This window comes from Neiella litorisoli (assembly GCF_014773395.1).
Classification (GTDB): Bacteria; Pseudomonadota; Gammaproteobacteria; order Enterobacterales; family Neiellaceae; genus Neiella; species Neiella litorisoli.
The window spans coordinates 166,065-181,433 of record NZ_JACXAF010000005.1 but is presented as its reverse complement, the minus strand read 5'-3'; the positions used below and the strand labels follow the sequence as shown (position 1 = coordinate 181,433).

Sequence of the window (15,369 nt, the reverse complement as noted above, 5' to 3'; positions counted from 1 at the left end):
AACTGTCCTAAGCTTTTTCGCACCATCGACCAGCCGCATTATTGCGGCCAATGACAGGAGCGGACAATGACCTTTAAAAACACCCCAAAAGGTTGGCTATTGGCAACTTATCGCTTTAACTTAGCCCGTGCTTATTATCAGCAAGAGCAGCAAAAAGCGCCCTAATCACGCCGCTATCTATTGCGGCGTACCGTTCCGCGCCATCAAATTAGCGTAATAAGTGCCTTGGGCGAACGCCCAACATCAGGAGCAGCACGACATATACCACGCCAGCCACGGCAATCAAGCCAGCGACCCAAGCTGCACTTTTCAACAAGCCAAACTCTAGCCACTGGCCAAAGCCGGGGCTAAGCCATGCAACAGCGCCAGCCATGAGGCCGCCACTGATCAGCATTTTCAGCAGCAATCCAACGGTTTCTGCCGACAGGCGAAAAACCCCTAGTTGATGCAATCCCCAATACAACAAGCCAGCATTGAGCAACGCCGACAACGAGGTTGCTGCGGCTAACCCGATATACCCCAGCCAACTGGCCAAGATCAGGTTGAACACCATGTTGGCAACCATCGCATAAATGCCAAATTTAACCGGCGTTTTGGTGTCTTGGCGGGCAAAGTAGCCAGGCGCCAACACTTTGATAAACATAAAAAACAATAGCCCAGAGGCATAAGCCAATAAGCTAAAACTGGCCGCCTCCACATCATCAGCGCCAAAAGCTCCGCGCATGAACAGCAGCATTAATATCGGCTGCGCCAACACCATTAACCCTAATGCGGCAGGGATCCCCAGTAGGCTAACCGCCCGCACGCCCCAGTCCATGGTATGACTGAACGATTCGGCATCTTTGTCTGCCGCTTTGCCGCTAAGACTTGGCAGGATGACCGTGGCAATCGCTATGCCAAACAGGCCCAACGGGAATTCCAACAGCCGATCTGAGTAATACAACCAACTAATCGAGCCTGTTTTTAGGAAGCTGGCAATAAAGGTGTCAAATAATAAGTTGAGCTGACTGACGGACACGCCAAATAAAGCAGGGATCATCAAGGTGCGAATTTTCACCACGCCGGGGTGATGCCAGCCCCACTTCGGCTTGAGTAAGAAACCAGCTCGCTTGAGAAATGGTAGTTGGAACAAAAACTGAATCACGCCACCGATAAACACTCCCCAAGCGAGGCCAACGGCAGGCTCATCGAACTCAGGACTAAGCCATAGCGCGCAGCTGATAATCGCGACATTGAGAAAAACCGGAGTGAACGCCGCAACGGCAAAGCGGCCATAGGTATTCAAAATGGAGCCGGATAACGCAGTCAAGGCAATAAAGAACAAATAAGGAAAGGTAATTTTGAGCATAAAGGCCGCAGTTACATACTTGTCTGCTTCTGGGCCATCATTCAGCCACTCAATAAACCAGCCGGTACCAAAGATGGCCGCCAGTACCGGAGAACCAATAACACCAACAATAGTGGCAATCATCACTAAGGTGCCGAGGGTGCCCGATACTCTCGCAATGAGTTGTTTAACATCATCCAGACTACCCTGCGCCTTGGTTTCTGCCAATACCGGTACAAAGGCTTGGGCAAAGGCGCCTTCGGCAAACAAACGGCGCAAAAAATTAGGTATTTTATTGGCAAAGAAGAAAATGTCGGCGGCGGCCCCTGCCCCCATCAGATTGGCAATCACCACATCCCGCACCAAACCTAAAACGCGGGAAATCAATGTCATGGCGCTAACAATCGCGCCCGACTTTACTAATTGCTTGCTCAAGCTTTAATCCTTTGTGCGCCATCCATAGAAAAGCGGCGAGATGACTGTGATAAATACTCGGGTAAATGTGCCTAAAGTGGCTGGCATTCCGCGAAACGTGCTGCTAGAATCCGCGACCATCTTACTAGCCCGACTCGTTTTCGCCAATGGCGTGCGAAAAAGGCGATGGAAGACCACGAAACTCATTGACTTTGGATTAAGTTCGGTGCAGAATGCGCCGCCCTTAAGAAATCCATTTAACAGACGAATTGGGAGTCCGACCTTGGCTAACATCAAGTCAGCGAAAAAGCGTGCGATCCAATCAGAGAAGCGTCGCAAGCATAACGCCAGCCGTCGCTCCATGATGCGTACTTACCTGAAGAAGGTATACGCAGCGATTGACGCAGGTAACAAAGAAGCAGCAGCTGCTGAGTACAACAACGCAGTTACTATCTTGGATCGTTTCGCCACTAAAGGCCTGATCCACAAAAACAAAGCCGCGCGCCATAAGTCGCGTCTGAATGCTCAGATTAAAGCGCTTTAAGTTTTTGCTTAAGATATAAAAAAACCGGCCTAGGCCGGTTTTTTTATATCTTAATTTTGCCGCTTAACAGCAATTCGCCAGCTCAATCCTCAATCGTTTTGTCACCGCAGTGCTCACAAATGAGGTGCCGTTCAAAGTCATCCATTTGCGCCACAAATGGCCCCACAGCCCAGCCCTTCTGGTTATTACGATTGGCAATATAATTGATGTAGGGTAGCCATCATGGCTTCCACTTCTTCACTTGCGAGTGAGTAGTAGACGGTTTGTGCTTCTTTGCGTGTCGCCACATAACCTTCTTTACGCAAAATCGCCAAATGTTGTGACAAGGCCGATTGGCTCAAGCCGACTCGTTCGGTCAGCGCAGTGACACTCAACTCACCACCGTGCAGATGACATAAAATAAATAGACGATTTTCGTTAGACAACGCTTTAAGCAACGGGATTGCTCGCCCAGCGTTTTTTTTCATTTGCGCTAAATCCATATCGATCTTTGCGTACCTTTATCTGCGGCGCTATCAACTGACACTGCCATGAGCGCCGAAAGAGGCCAAATTGAAAACACGGTGAATAGAAATCGTTATACGCTCTAAGTACACTTTATTCACGACAAAATTCAAGACTTGCTGGCAAATAAAGTGATCTTTCGAAGGTAGCGCCAGCAAACAGGCTCTAACCACGCTAAATTATCGCGCAGCAAAAAAATTAAAACCATTTAAACCTTTCTCCTGTTAGCTGCGACTAAAGCAATAACAACTAATCAATAGCCGAAAGGACACCTGCTGAATGAATCAGGGAACAGTTACCGCTTTGTCGCCAAAACAAGCGGTCACCACAAGCAGTGAAGATGAGCTCGAGCAAGCGCTCATTGCTGCGGCTAGCAACGGCAACAAAGCAGCATATCAGCAGCTTTATCAGCGCTATGTTGGTCAAGTCTACGCACTCGCCCTGCGTTTGACTGGCGATGTTAGCCATGCCGAGGACGCCGCCCAAGAAACCTTCATTCAGCTGTGGCAGTCGCTCGCTAGTTTTTCAGGCGACGCCAAATTCTCCACCTGGCTGCACCGCGTGACGGCCAATGTCACCGTGTCACATATGCGTAAGCAAAAAAATTGGTTGCAGCGCACCTTCGGTCTTGAGTCAGCTAACGAAGCGGATCTCGTGGCGCCATTGCCAACCGATGACAACCCGCTGGAGCAATATATTCAGCGCTTACCCGAGCGCGCTCGATTGGTATTTGTGTTACATGCCATCGAAGGCTACCGCCATGAGGAAGTGGCCGAGATGACCCAAATGGCAGTCGGCTCCAGCAAAGCCCAACTGCACCGAGCGAAACAGTTATTAAAGGAGTGGATGAGTCATGACTAACCATGAATTTGAGCAGCAATTACAGCGACAAATCGACGCCTTGCCCCGACAACAGCAACCCAAGCGCGATCTCTGGCGTGGCATTGAACATGCTCTTGCCGAGAGTCCGCAGCAGACCAAAGCCGCCGCGAGCCCTCTGCGCTGGTTAGCCACAGCAGCATCGGTGTGCTTAATTGCCGTACTGGGCTGGTTCGGTAGCAACCACTACATCGAGCAGCGTGCCCAACAATTAGCATTGGCTCAAAGCCAACAGTTTATTGCCGCAATGAGCGACAACCACCAGCTGCAAAAAGACAGTTTACTGGTTGCCCTCAAAGGGAAGCCGGCATTCACCGACAATTGGCAGCAGCAGCTTGATGAACTTGAGGATGCCGCCAACGCCATTAAGGAGGCGCTCGAACATGACCCAAGAAACCCAACACTATTGAAGATGCTACAGAGCGTCTACCAACAACAATTGCAACTGATAGAACGGGTCCACGCCCCGAAATTAATCCACATTTAGAGATACAACGAATAACGGCGCCTAGCTGATGGCTGGGACGACAAAGACGCAGGAGCACAAGATGAAGAAGAACCTATTATCGGCCACCATCGTTAGCCTCAGCTTGTGGCTAACAACCCTCGCCCAAGCAGGCGAAGCGATCGACCAAACATTAGCTGCCAACCCCGGCGAGCGAGTCGAAGTCACTCATGTTAATGGCAAGGTCAGTATTAAAGGCTGGGATAAAAATGAAGTCCAAGTCACCGGCGAATTATCAGATAACGCCGAAGAGTTTGTATTCGAGCGCCGCGGCAGCACCATTGAAATCACGGTGAAGGAAAAAGACGGTAGCTGGAATAACAGCAAAGGCGACCGCTTAACGATTTACCTGCCACAGCAAAGTAGCGTCAATTATGAGTCCACCAATGGTGACCTCACTTTGGATTTGCTCGACGGAGATTTAAATTCAGAAACCATCAACGGCGATATCGACTTGTCGCGGATCAACGGCAAAGTCAGAGTTGAGGTGATCAATGGTGACGTTGATAGCAAAGACATCAATGGCGATCTGAAACTAAACACAGTCAACGGCGATGTCACCGTGGCGAATTTACGCGGCGACAGTATTGGTCTGGAAACGGTCAATGGCGACATCGACATTGAAGGCAACGTTGGTTCATTTCGCGCCACCACAGTCAACGGCGACATTCAGCTGTCGGGCAGCACAGTCAATGAGCTTGAAGTTAGCTCGGTGAATGGTGACATCGATGCCACCATCACACTGGCGGAGGCAGGCCGCATCAAAGCCTCATCGGTAGGCGGTGACATTAAGTTTGTATTCGTCGAACAACCTCAGGCCAAATTCACCATCGATGGTCATCAGGGCGATATCGTCAACAAACTCTCTGATGACAAAATCAAAGAGCAACAATACACGGGTTTTCAATCGTTAAGCTTCTCTCTGGGCGACGCCAGCGGTGCGGTAAAGATCTCCACTATTAAGGGAGAAATCGTACTGACGCGCTAATCGCACAGTTCGATCGAATGTTGATCAGCGAGTTGGCTTTCTGTCGGTCCACTCGCTTTTTTACTGTCAGAATCGCTGTCACAAAACAATCAAGTGGATGTCACCGGAACGTAAAGAGCGGCCCCTAAGTTGGCGCCAAACCATACAGAGGGTTTGCCCATGCAAGGGACGACACAACACTACCGCGCGATTTGGCTGTCTGATATTCACCTTGGCTACCGCGACTGCAAAGCTGAATTCCTGCTCGACTTTCTGGCGAAAACAACTTGCGACCACTTATTTTTGGTGGGCGATGTGGTGGATCTGTGGGCGATGAAACGGCAAGTGTTCTGGCCGTCATCACACCAGCGGGTACTCGATGCCTTGTTGGAAAAATCCCGTCAGGGCTGCCGAGTCATCTACATACCCGGTAACCATGATGAATCCATGCGCGGCTACCACGGCAGCGTTTTTCAGGGCGTCGAATGCCACCGCGACTATGTCTATGAGTCACTTGCTTATGGCAAGTTGCTGATGCTCCATGGCGATGAGTTTGATGGCGTGGTTAAGTGTGGCCGTTGGCATCATTGGCTTGGCGATAAAGGATACGATTTGCTGCTATTCATCAACCGCTGGGTCAATCGAGGCCGTTCATGGTGTGGCTTTTCTTATTGGTCAGCGGCGGCCTATCTCAAGAAGAAAGTGAAAAAAGCTGAAGCGGCGATCAAACGATTTGAGGATGCAGCCCTTCGCGAAGCAAAGCGCCGCGGCGTTGATGGCGTGGTCTGCGGTCACATCCATTGTGCCAATATGCGTTACGAAGACGGTGTTTTATATCTTAACGATGGCGACTGGGTGGAGAGCTGCACCGCAGCGGTTGAACATGTGTCAGGCGAAATCGAGTTGTTACATTGGAGCAACACCCAAAAGCAAATCGACCAATTACGCCCAGAGCTGACTATTGTCACCGGCCGAGCGGCGTAGCTGATACCAAACGCCTCTATTTAGTTTGTTACAGCATGACGGCGCTCGGACGATTAGAAGCAGCTTGAGAATTGACTAGGAGAGCTTTTGCCGCAAGGATGCGGCAGCAGAGCCATCATGGACGATTTCACGGCGTCTCGACTGGGCAAATCGCAAGCTGCGATGGTTGCCTCTTTTGCCTAAATCGGCAGCCAACCGCCCCTTCGGTGACGCTCAAGTCCATCCTTGGAACGCTCTACACCCGACATCCATGTCGGCTGAAGCACCTCAGTCGCAGTTGGCTACCTCCATTTAGCCCGTTGCAGCATGACGGCGCTCGGACGGTTGGAAGCAGCTTGGGAATTCACTAGGAGAGCTTCTGCCGCATGGAAGCGGCAGCAGAGCCATCATGGGACAACTTTATGAAGTTGTCGCGTAGGCAGGAGGCCGGAGCGGGGCTTTGCAGAGGGCAGGAGCCCGTCAGCAAAGTATTCTCGGCGTCTCGACTGGGCAAATCGCAAGCTGCGATGGTCTCCTATTTAGCATCGAGCGGCAGCCAACCGCCCTTTCGGTGACGCTCAGATCCGCCCTTGGAACGCTCCACACTCGACATCCATGTCGGCTGAAGCACCTCAGTGGCAGTTGGCTACCTCCATTTAGTTCGTTGCAGCATGACGGTGCTCGGACGGTTGGAAGCTGCTTGGGAATTGACTAGGAGAGCTTCTGCCGCCAGCGATGCGTGCTAACATAGCCGCTTCCGTATCTTCCGGTTTGTTCAACATGTTTCGAGTCACCCGTACCCCGCAACAATTATTGTTGTGCATGATGTTTTTGATGTCTTTCGGCTTTGCCACCTGGATGGTACTGCTCAATAACTTTGTGGTTGAGCGGGCTCAATTTACGGGGGTTGAAATAGGCATTCTGCAAAGTGTTCGAGAGATCCCAGGCTTCCTCGCCTTTACCGCAATCTTTATTCTGTTACTGATCCGCGAACAGTCTTTTGCCTTGCTGTCGCTTGCCACCATGTTTATTGGCATTTTGCTCACGGGCTTTTTCCCCAACGCATTAGGCTTGTACATCACCACGGTCATTATGTCGGTCGGTTTTCATTACTTTGAAACCATCAATAAGTCGCTCACTCTGCAGTGGCTCGATAAAAAAGATACGGCTGAATTTATGGGCCAAGCGCTGTCGGTCAAAGCGGTGGCATCGTTATCGGCCTATGGCCTGATTTGGCTAGCGATGGGGCAATTAGGGGTGGATTATGTTTGGGTTTATGCTCTTGTCGGTGGGTTAGGCATTGTCGCTACGCTGGCCGTAATGTCCTATTTTAACAACTTTGCTCAGCACGCTACTCAGCATAAAAAATTGATTCTCCGGCAACGCTACTGGCTCTACTACGCCTTGGTCTTTCTCAGTGGTGCGCGCCGTCAGATCTTTATAGTATTCGCCGGCTTCATGATGGTGGAAAAATTTGGTTATAGCGTCAGCCAGATCAGTACTCTGTTTATCGCCAACTATGTATTTAACTTTTTGTTTGCCAAAAAGATTGGCGCATTTATCGGTCGAGTCGGTGAACGTCGCGCGTTGATTATTGAGTATGTTGGCTTAATTGTCGTATTTGTCAGTTATGCGCTGGTCGACAATGCCAATGTCGCCGCTGGTCTTTACATCATCGATCACCTGTTTTTTGCCTTTGCCATCGCTATTAATACCTATTTCCAGAAAATTGCCGACCCACGTGATATCGCCGCCTCCGCCAGCGTCAGCTTTACCATTAATCACATTGCAGCCGTGGTTATCCCGGCCTTATTAGGAATCGTCTGGATATACTCGCAAGCAGCAGTGTTTTTAATCGGGGCGGGTTTTGCGGTGAGCTCGTTGTTACTGGCGATTTGCATTCCAACGAAGCCAGAAGCGGGACGGGAAGTCGCTTGGGCAAGAAGCTAATGGGCTGAGTACCGCATGTGGGAATGCGGTATCAGCTCAAGTTTAAGAGAATCGGGCTTCGCGTTTGGCGATGCCGCGGCGTATACAACGAACAATACGCATGGTTTTGTTGGGTTTATTTCTTCGCGACAGCTTTTTTTGCAGTTGTAAACAACGCGGAAACGTCACCACCGTCAGCGCAATCATCACCACCGCGGTCACGGCGGTGAGGGCATTTTGGCCAAACCATGCGCCGTATCCTCTGAAATCACTGACAAACACAAATGACGCCAAAAACGCCATCACCAGAGGAAGTCTTAACACATTAATTAGCAATTCATCCTTGAGGTTAGAATCTCGGAACATATCAACTACTCCAGAACAACTTTCACCTCAAACCACAGCCAACTGCATCGGGCCAACAGATTATTAACATCTCCAATAGTTATCAAAAATGTTGCCGGATAAAACTTTGGTTACTGGTTTTATAGACCCAGATCATCTCTTAAAGTTCCGTTACGCCTCTAGCAGCGCTAAGGATCACAGATTTGGCAAAACAAAGTAGGAAGAAAGTGCCTGCATCACTTAGTAAACCTGCGAGCCGTCATTGCCCGCAGGTTTACTAGCGAGTTTATTGTTGATCAGCAGTTCGCAAGCGATCTAGGACATTAGCCCAGCTAACAAATTTGAAATTCTGAGGCTGATCTGGCATCAAATTACGGCCATCTTGCACCACCAGCACGCCGTTAGGAAAATCAGTATTGAGTGGCATCGTTAAGACGTCTAAACCATCAGTTTCTGAGCTGCCATCAATGCCCTTCTCGGCATTTAAGCCCACTCGAAAACGGCCAACATACTCATAAGGGAAACTTGCTTGGTACAACACATAGCTATCATTGCCCTGACTCGACACCACTAACAAGTCGGGCTCGCCACGAGCGATCGCAACCCCTTCAACGTCCGCATGCAATTGTTGACCAACTTGAGCGATGGCTTGCCAATTTGCATCATCCTGATTCAATGGCATCATCCAGACCCCAACATCTTCTTCGCCGACAAAGAGTTGCTGACGGACATCATCAACGACACAACCTTCTGGTTGAGAGCCTAGTTTAAAAGTTTGCATGAGCTTGGGTTGCCAACTCTGAGCAGTTTGGTCGGTACCAACTTGGTAATGCAATACGCGGCCATCCTTATCATTGGGAAACACCGCCAATTGCCCCTCAACAAAGCCCATGCAAATACCATAGATTTTGCTCAATGGTGTTTCAAACTTAGCGAGTTTAATTACCTTGCGATCCGCTCTAATCCCGTAAAGCACCACCGTATTGTCATCACGCCGACTGGCGCTAGCAATACCATAATAAGGCCCAATCGGTTGTTCTAAAGAACGGACATCAACGTTGTTGAGCTGACCATCAGCCAATACCTGCAGCGTGTTTCCTTGTAAATCGTACACATACAAGCCGTGCTTTTTGTGCGTGCCTAATACCAAAGAGTGTGCAGCTCTATTTGGGTTAAACCAAATGGCCGGATCATCCATGGCATCGCCCGTTTGCTCTGCCGGGGCAGTCTGATAACTTGGCTGGACTTCAGCAATGGCATCCATGCCCGCTTGTTGATAGGCCGCCAACAGCGTTTGATCTTTAGCTAGCTGGCCTGTCCAAACTTCGGCAACGTCATCGTTGCCTAAAGCCACGGTAAGCTGCCCAGTATCAGTATCCGACCACCACATACGTTCGAACTCGACTTGATCGTGGCCATTGTTAACGGCAACGTCAAAAGGCCAACGAGCAACCGTCATTGGTCCAGAGAAATCGCTCGACTCCGTGCTCAATAACTGCAGTTCATCACTGGTGAGTAAGGCCAGCCGCCCATCGGATAACCACGACATTGCCTCTACTTTACCTTGTAAAGTTCCCCACGGTTGTTCCATCGCAACAGGTTGACGCTCAGTCATGGTCTCGGGCTCGGCATGGTAACGCCACACCCCGACCGCCTCTTCGGTCATGTACAAGTGTCCTCGACGATCATCGACCACGCACAAGCTGGTGTCATAACCTACCGGCAACTGCCGAACTTTAATCGCGTCGTTGAGCAGCTTGCCCCGCTCGGCCAATAGCCATTGCTCACTGCGAGCGCGGCCGTCTTGCACAAAGGCGTACAAATTATCACTGATGGGACTTGCGTATAGACAAAACTCATCAGCGAGCATATCGGCAAATTCTATCTGCAACCGCTCGGCTCGAGCGGCATTGTCCGGCTGGCGTTCCACCAGCATTGCTCGGCCATCATCAAGCAATTGTGCTTGCCACACGGCGCCCTTAAGTTGACGAGACTGAGCATTGCGATTGGTGGCATCAAGCCAGCTCACATTTGCGCTTGGCAACAGCTCCAGCGCCTTTGGTTGGGACTGCTCCTGCTGACAGCCAGCGATCGTCAATGTGCCGATAACAGCAGTGGCAAGCCCAAACCGAGAGGACCGGCCGACGATACCTTGAATGAAATTATGAGAAATAGAAAACAACTTGCTGGCTCCTTACAGTCCGGTAATCGTCACGCCGAGTTGATAGCTACGACCGTACTCTTCATATTGCACGTTGTAACGGTCAGCATTGGCGTAGGCGTAGTAACCTTCATCCGTTAGATTGAGGGCGTTGAAATAAACTTGGATGTTTTCCTGAAGATAAGCCTTGGCAATAAAATCAACTTGCAGATGGCTGTCTTCATAAACGTCATAGGTTTTGTCGTCAACACTATCGACTTCCAGCAAATACTCTGACTTGTAAGCCGCCGACAACCGTAAACTCAACGCGTTATCTTCGTAGCCAACTGCGAAATTCGCCGTCTCATCTGATTGACTTGGAAACGGAATTGAACGCGTCTGCCGGACACCATCGTCGTAATAACTAATATCAGCGTCAGAATCGGTAAAAGTGGCATTGGCGCTCATTAAGAGGCCATTCCAAGGCGCTGGTAACTCGGCAAATTGCTTGACCCAATTAAGCTCTAGGCCATAAATGTCGGCTGATTTACCATTGGCAAAGGTGTCGGCTTTGGCAAAGTCTTCATAACCTTCGCTACCCGCTATATCAGAGCCGTAAATAAAGTTTTCGATATCCTTGTAGAAAAAGCCCGCAGACGCTACTCCCGCCTCGCCCATGTAATATTCAAGCGCCAAATCTAAGTTCATCGACTCCAACGCTTCGAGTCCGGGGTTACCAAATTCGGCCTCGACATCGCCATCATCGTCTTCAAGCACAAAGCCCGGAGCCATTTGCTCGAAGGTCGGCCGGACGATCGAATTAGTCCAAGCAGCTCTTAGCACCATTTCTTCGCTAAGATCGTAACGGAACTGTATCGAAGGCAGCCAGTGATTATAGTCGTTGCTGACTTTACGCTCGGTAAAACGCTCATTGATGTCGTTGTATTGCCAACCTTTCGCACTGAAGTCGGTGGTCTCAAATCGAACACCAGCTATCACTGTCATATCAGTCAGGGTAATGGTCGCCATCAGGTAAGCGGCATCAACATCTTCAGTCATCGAGTAGTTGTTGATTTGCGATTCCACTTCATCGTGATAACCATCAACGCCCACCCGTTTCACTAAATCGCGGATGCTTTTCGCTGCAATAGCACGACCAAAGTTACCAAGACCGTAATCTAGGGGTTGGCCTAAATGACCACTCATTACCAGTTCGGCATCATCAACGCCTGCGTCATCAAGGTCCTCCAACACCCAGACATCTTCTCGGTTGTCTTTGTCTCGACGGCTCATTTTGCCACCAAACTTCAGTGCAACATCGTAGCTCTGCCACTGAGTCAAGTAAGTAAAGTCGAGTTTGCCGTTGTATTCCGAATCATCGGTGTAGGTATCAGAAACTTCGATCTCGTCTAATTCGTAGTGATCGTAGTTGTAGTAAGCGGCAGGCGCGCCAACGCGTGGCTTTTTCGAGCCAGTTAAGGTCAGCGGTACGCTCTCGTTGAGTTCAAACGTGGATACCACGTAATCGGGGTTATCCTCATCTGACTCACTCCACCCGGCCTGATAATCAATAATCCAGTCATCAAAAACCTGTTGGCCGCCAACGACCACTGATGTGATGGTTTGGGTCTCTTCGCGATCTTTGAGTTCTCGGCTCACTTCGGCATCGAGCATTTCGCCAGTCGCGCTATGCCCGTCTTGCCACTCACTGACAATGGCGTTGCGCTGCTCATCATCGGAAAACTCGCTGTATAGTGAGCGCAAATAAAGGCGCGAGGAGTCGGTTGGACGCCAGTCAAAATTGGCAGCTAAGCCGATTCGTTCACGAGTGATTTGATAATCTCGCTGCTCGAGCTCTTCGAGCAACGCGGGTGTTTCATCAAAATCCCAGCTGTTGCCGGTTTCGACGTTGTCTGAGCCAAATTTACGTTTCAACCAACTGCCTGCCAGCGCGATCCCCATGGTATTGTCAGCGAAGGTGGTGGAGTAAGCGCCGGTAATTTTAGGGCTATATTGCTCTTGCAAATCGTTGTAACCCCCTTCGACATTGATCTTGTAGAACGGGCCATCACGGTCAAATGCAGATGCGCTTTGAATATCGACAGCACCACCGAGTGAATCGGCATCCATATCCGGAGTCAAAGACTTGGTCACCACCAACGTTTGAATCAAGTCCGAGGGCACCACATCCAGAGCGACCGCACGACGCCCTGCTTCGGGCGAAGGAATGCGGCTGCCGTTAATCGTCACGGCGTTATAGTCTGGCGACAAGCCACGGACTCGAACAAAGCGCCCTTCGCCTTGATCACGCTCGATTGATAGGCCCACCATCCGCTGTAGCGATTCGCTGGCATTGGCATCGGGAAAATCACCGATGGCATCAGCCGTTGCCACAGTGATCATGTTGTCGGCCTCGCGCTGCGCTTGCAACGAGCGTTCAGTCGCTGCCACCTGACCAATCACATATATATGTTCAATGTTGTCGTCAGCAGGAGCTGGTTTAGCCGTTTCTTCTGCTGCTGTGGCCGATACTGACATTGCAGTCAGCAGCGCCAAAGCAATTGGACTCAAGCGCAAACCGCTATTTCTGTTCGTTACGTTCATTATTGGTGTCTCAATAAGTGTGTTTGAAATTGCATGACACCGAAAACTAAGTGTTTGAAATGACAGTTATGTTGCAAGGAGGCCCGTCAATTGCGACTAGTTGCGCAACAATCTAGTAATAAATTCAAATAACTCTATACAAATCAATCAAATAAAACACATAAAAACTAAAAACACTCAATTCATCGAGCTTGAGCCGAAAGGACGGGGTCAAATTAGCTCAACGCAACCGCGGTACAAGTCACCAAACTGTCATACTGTCTGGTTAGGTTGAGCGCATGCTTATCTATCAATTAACTCAGTACTACCGATTTGTCTGGCGTCACCACAGTCAGCGGCTGTTGGCGGCACTTGTCGGCGCAATTGTGTTGAGCGGTTCGGCGATACAAAGTAGCGAACCGAAACCAATGATTCACTGGCTCGATGTTGCCGGCGAAGGTGCTGCAGCATTGTTGGCGTTATGTTGGTTGCTTTTACTGCTTTGCGCGCGCCCAGCAGGCAGAGTAACCAACTTGCTATATGCCGGCGCCCTACTGTATTGGTTTGCTTGTTTACTCGATGTACTTGATGAATTTGTTCGCTATCCACTTGAATATCGCTTGTTTGCTGATATCGAGTCGCTCGCTATACCTATTGCCATGCTGGTCGTCACCATTGGCCTTTGGCATTGGCTAAAAGAGCAAAAGCAAATCAATCGCCAGCTTCGGCAGCGAGAGTTGGTTCATCGCGAATATCAATTACTCGATCCCTTGACTCTGCTTTACGGCGAATCCTATTTGCAAAGACAGCTGCAAGGCCATCGATTAAGAAAGTCGCCCAATGACATTGAATTAGTGATGTTTGAATTGAATCCGCCTGTTGGTGCTTCGCCAGCCTACGCAGCGGTGGATGAACGACAACTAAAGCAATTCGCCGAATTGATGCTCAGCCAGCTACAAGACAATGACGTTTTGTGCCGTTGTGGCGCCAATCGATTCGCGTTGGTGATGACCAATGTTGCTCCAGCTCAGGCCAGCGAGCAATTTGTCCAGCTGGTGCAACAGGTTTCGCGGCACATGACCATTAACATCACTCATATTCAGCGAAGCTGGACGGGCCAACAACCAGCCGATTCCTTTCTGGCCAATGCCGAGCACGCGCTGCAGTCCCAAAATCGAGCATCGACCCTATGTTAGTACCTGCGCCGGCTGCACTGTTTACTTCGCGGTGCAAATTCGTCCCGCCACTGCTAGCAAAACTGCTTTATGAGTTGCTAGAAAGCCGAACCGATGATGCTTGCATGTACCTATCGGGCACCAAGCTGTTTGCCCAAGACTTTGCCTCTGACGATCGTCTGATCGCACCGCAACAACTGAGCAAACTGGTCAATAACGCCTTACGCTGCGCCGATCAAGAGCTGGGATTTCTACTTGGGCAACGACTAATTCAGAGCAGCGATCCATTGGCTCAACTACTAAACGCTCAAACAAACATTATCCAAGCCCTAGCCAGCTTGCGCTGTTACCAGGCGTTATGGCAGGTGCCAATCCACTATGAAGGGCAAGTGAGCGACGGACAGTTTCATCTCAATAGTTGGGAGATCTTGCCTCAACACGATCTGAACGATTTCTGGCGACAAGTTAGTGCCGCCGCATTGTCTGGTTGGTGCCGTCACCGGCAAATCGATATCTACTGGCAATTGCCCAGCCATTTGCAACCACAACATCGGCTGTGGCAACGCTATTTAGGTCTTAACATTACTTATGGTCACCCTCATTTACGGGCAACCATGGCGCTGCCGAGCGCCAAGCATCAAGCCCCGTCGCCTGATCTGACAATGCAGCAATTGAACAAGCAGTGCCAACACAGCATGTCGAAATTACCGCTAGGTCATTACATACTCAACGCTGTCTATGAACAATTGGCGGGCAATGCTCATGTATCACTAGAGCAGGTTGCCTTACACTTTGGCATGAGCAGCAGTTCACTGAAGCGAAAACTGAAAGATGAAGGGACTAATTTCAGTCAATTACAAGATAATTATAATCGCCATCAGGCGCTTCATCTGGCCATCGACCTCAATTGGAGCAATGCGCAGATGGCCAGCTACTTTGAAATATCTGATATCAACAACTTCCGTCGAGCATTTAAGCGCTGGACAGGGCGCAACCCGAGCCAACTTAAACAAGCCTAGCGAACCTCTAGTCATGGTGAGCTAGGTACAACGAGCGAACAGCTTCATAAATCTGAAATCCTGATGCGATATTTC

Annotated in this window: 13 protein-coding genes; 8 read left to right on the top strand and 5 right to left on the bottom strand. The window is 49.9% G+C overall.

From position 1 onward, the window contains the following. Nucleotides 1-208 precede the first annotated feature (208 nt). Complete coding sequence (gene murJ / locus IC617_RS05525) at nucleotides 209-1,762, bottom strand: murein biosynthesis integral membrane protein MurJ (RefSeq protein WP_191143978.1); 1,554 nt, start codon at nucleotides 1,760-1,762, stop codon at nucleotides 209-211. Between the two features lie 262 nt (nucleotides 1,763-2,024). Here murJ and rpsT point away from each other — a divergent pair, with 262 nt between their 5' ends. Further along, nucleotides 2,025-2,285: a 30S ribosomal protein S20 gene (gene rpsT, locus IC617_RS05520; protein ID WP_087505132.1), complete on the top strand. Its 261-nt coding sequence runs from the start codon at nucleotides 2,025-2,027 to the stop codon at nucleotides 2,283-2,285. A 185-nt stretch (nucleotides 2,286-2,470) separates the two neighbouring features. On the opposite strand, the gene IC617_RS05515 is transcribed toward rpsT, so the two are convergent. Beyond that, nucleotides 2,471-2,767, bottom strand: a complete 297-nt coding sequence (locus IC617_RS05515) for an ArsR/SmtB family transcription factor (RefSeq protein WP_191143977.1) — start codon at nucleotides 2,765-2,767, stop codon at nucleotides 2,471-2,473. A 301-nt stretch (nucleotides 2,768-3,068) separates the two neighbouring features. On the opposite strand from IC617_RS05515, the gene IC617_RS05510 reads away from it, so the two are divergent. From IC617_RS05510 to IC617_RS05490, 5 genes are all read left to right on the top strand, one after another. Next, the gene (locus IC617_RS05510; protein WP_191143976.1) at nucleotides 3,069-3,650 is read left to right on the top strand and encodes an RNA polymerase sigma factor; all 582 of its coding nucleotides are present in this window, start codon (nucleotides 3,069-3,071) and stop codon (nucleotides 3,648-3,650) included. Further along, nucleotides 3,643-4,155 carry a hypothetical protein gene (locus IC617_RS05505; RefSeq protein ID WP_191143975.1) on the top strand — a complete coding sequence of 171 codons (513 nt, stop codon included), beginning with the start codon at nucleotides 3,643-3,645 and terminating at the stop codon, nucleotides 4,153-4,155. Before IC617_RS05510 ends, IC617_RS05505 begins: the two co-directional genes overlap by 8 nt. A 61-nt stretch (nucleotides 4,156-4,216) precedes the next feature. Continuing rightward, a complete protein-coding gene (locus IC617_RS05500) occupies nucleotides 4,217-5,161 on the top strand; it encodes a DUF4097 family beta strand repeat-containing protein (protein WP_191143974.1) in 945 nt (314 codons plus the stop codon). A gap of 159 nt (nucleotides 5,162-5,320) precedes the next feature. Continuing rightward, entirely contained in the window at nucleotides 5,321-6,124 is an 804-nt protein-coding gene (locus IC617_RS05495) for a UDP-2,3-diacylglucosamine diphosphatase (RefSeq protein WP_191143973.1), read from the top strand. A gap of 759 nt (nucleotides 6,125-6,883) precedes the next feature. Further along, nucleotides 6,884-8,053: an MFS transporter gene (locus IC617_RS05490; protein ID WP_191143972.1), complete on the top strand. Its 1,170-nt coding sequence runs from the start codon at nucleotides 6,884-6,886 to the stop codon at nucleotides 8,051-8,053. 42 nt (nucleotides 8,054-8,095) lie between these two features. Here IC617_RS05490 and IC617_RS05485 read toward each other — a convergent pair whose 3' ends face one another. The 3 genes from IC617_RS05485 to IC617_RS05475 form a co-directional block, all read right to left on the bottom strand. After that, on the bottom strand, nucleotides 8,096-8,398 hold the full coding sequence (locus tag IC617_RS05485; protein WP_191143971.1) for a hypothetical protein: 303 nt from the start codon (nucleotides 8,396-8,398) through the stop codon (nucleotides 8,096-8,098). Nucleotides 8,399-8,663: 265 nt separating this feature from the next. Next, nucleotides 8,664-10,559, bottom strand: coding sequence for a phytase (locus IC617_RS05480; protein WP_191143970.1), 1,896 nt, complete (start codon nucleotides 10,557-10,559; stop codon nucleotides 8,664-8,666). 12 nt (nucleotides 10,560-10,571) lie between these two features. Next, a complete protein-coding gene (locus IC617_RS05475; protein WP_191143969.1) occupies nucleotides 10,572-13,121 on the bottom strand; it encodes a TonB-dependent receptor in 2,550 nt (849 codons plus the stop codon). Nucleotides 13,122-13,399: 278 nt separating this feature from the next. On the opposite strand from IC617_RS05475, the gene IC617_RS05470 reads away from it, so the two are divergent. Both IC617_RS05470 and IC617_RS05465 read left to right on the top strand, forming a co-directional pair. Beyond that, complete coding sequence (locus IC617_RS05470; protein WP_191143968.1) at nucleotides 13,400-14,296, top strand: diguanylate cyclase domain-containing protein; 897 nt, start codon at nucleotides 13,400-13,402, stop codon at nucleotides 14,294-14,296. Continuing rightward, complete coding sequence (locus tag IC617_RS05465) at nucleotides 14,290-15,294, top strand: helix-turn-helix domain-containing protein (RefSeq protein WP_191143967.1); 1,005 nt, start codon at nucleotides 14,290-14,292, stop codon at nucleotides 15,292-15,294. Before IC617_RS05470 ends, IC617_RS05465 begins: the two co-directional genes overlap by 7 nt. The last annotated feature ends 75 nt before the right edge of the window (nucleotides 15,295-15,369 follow it).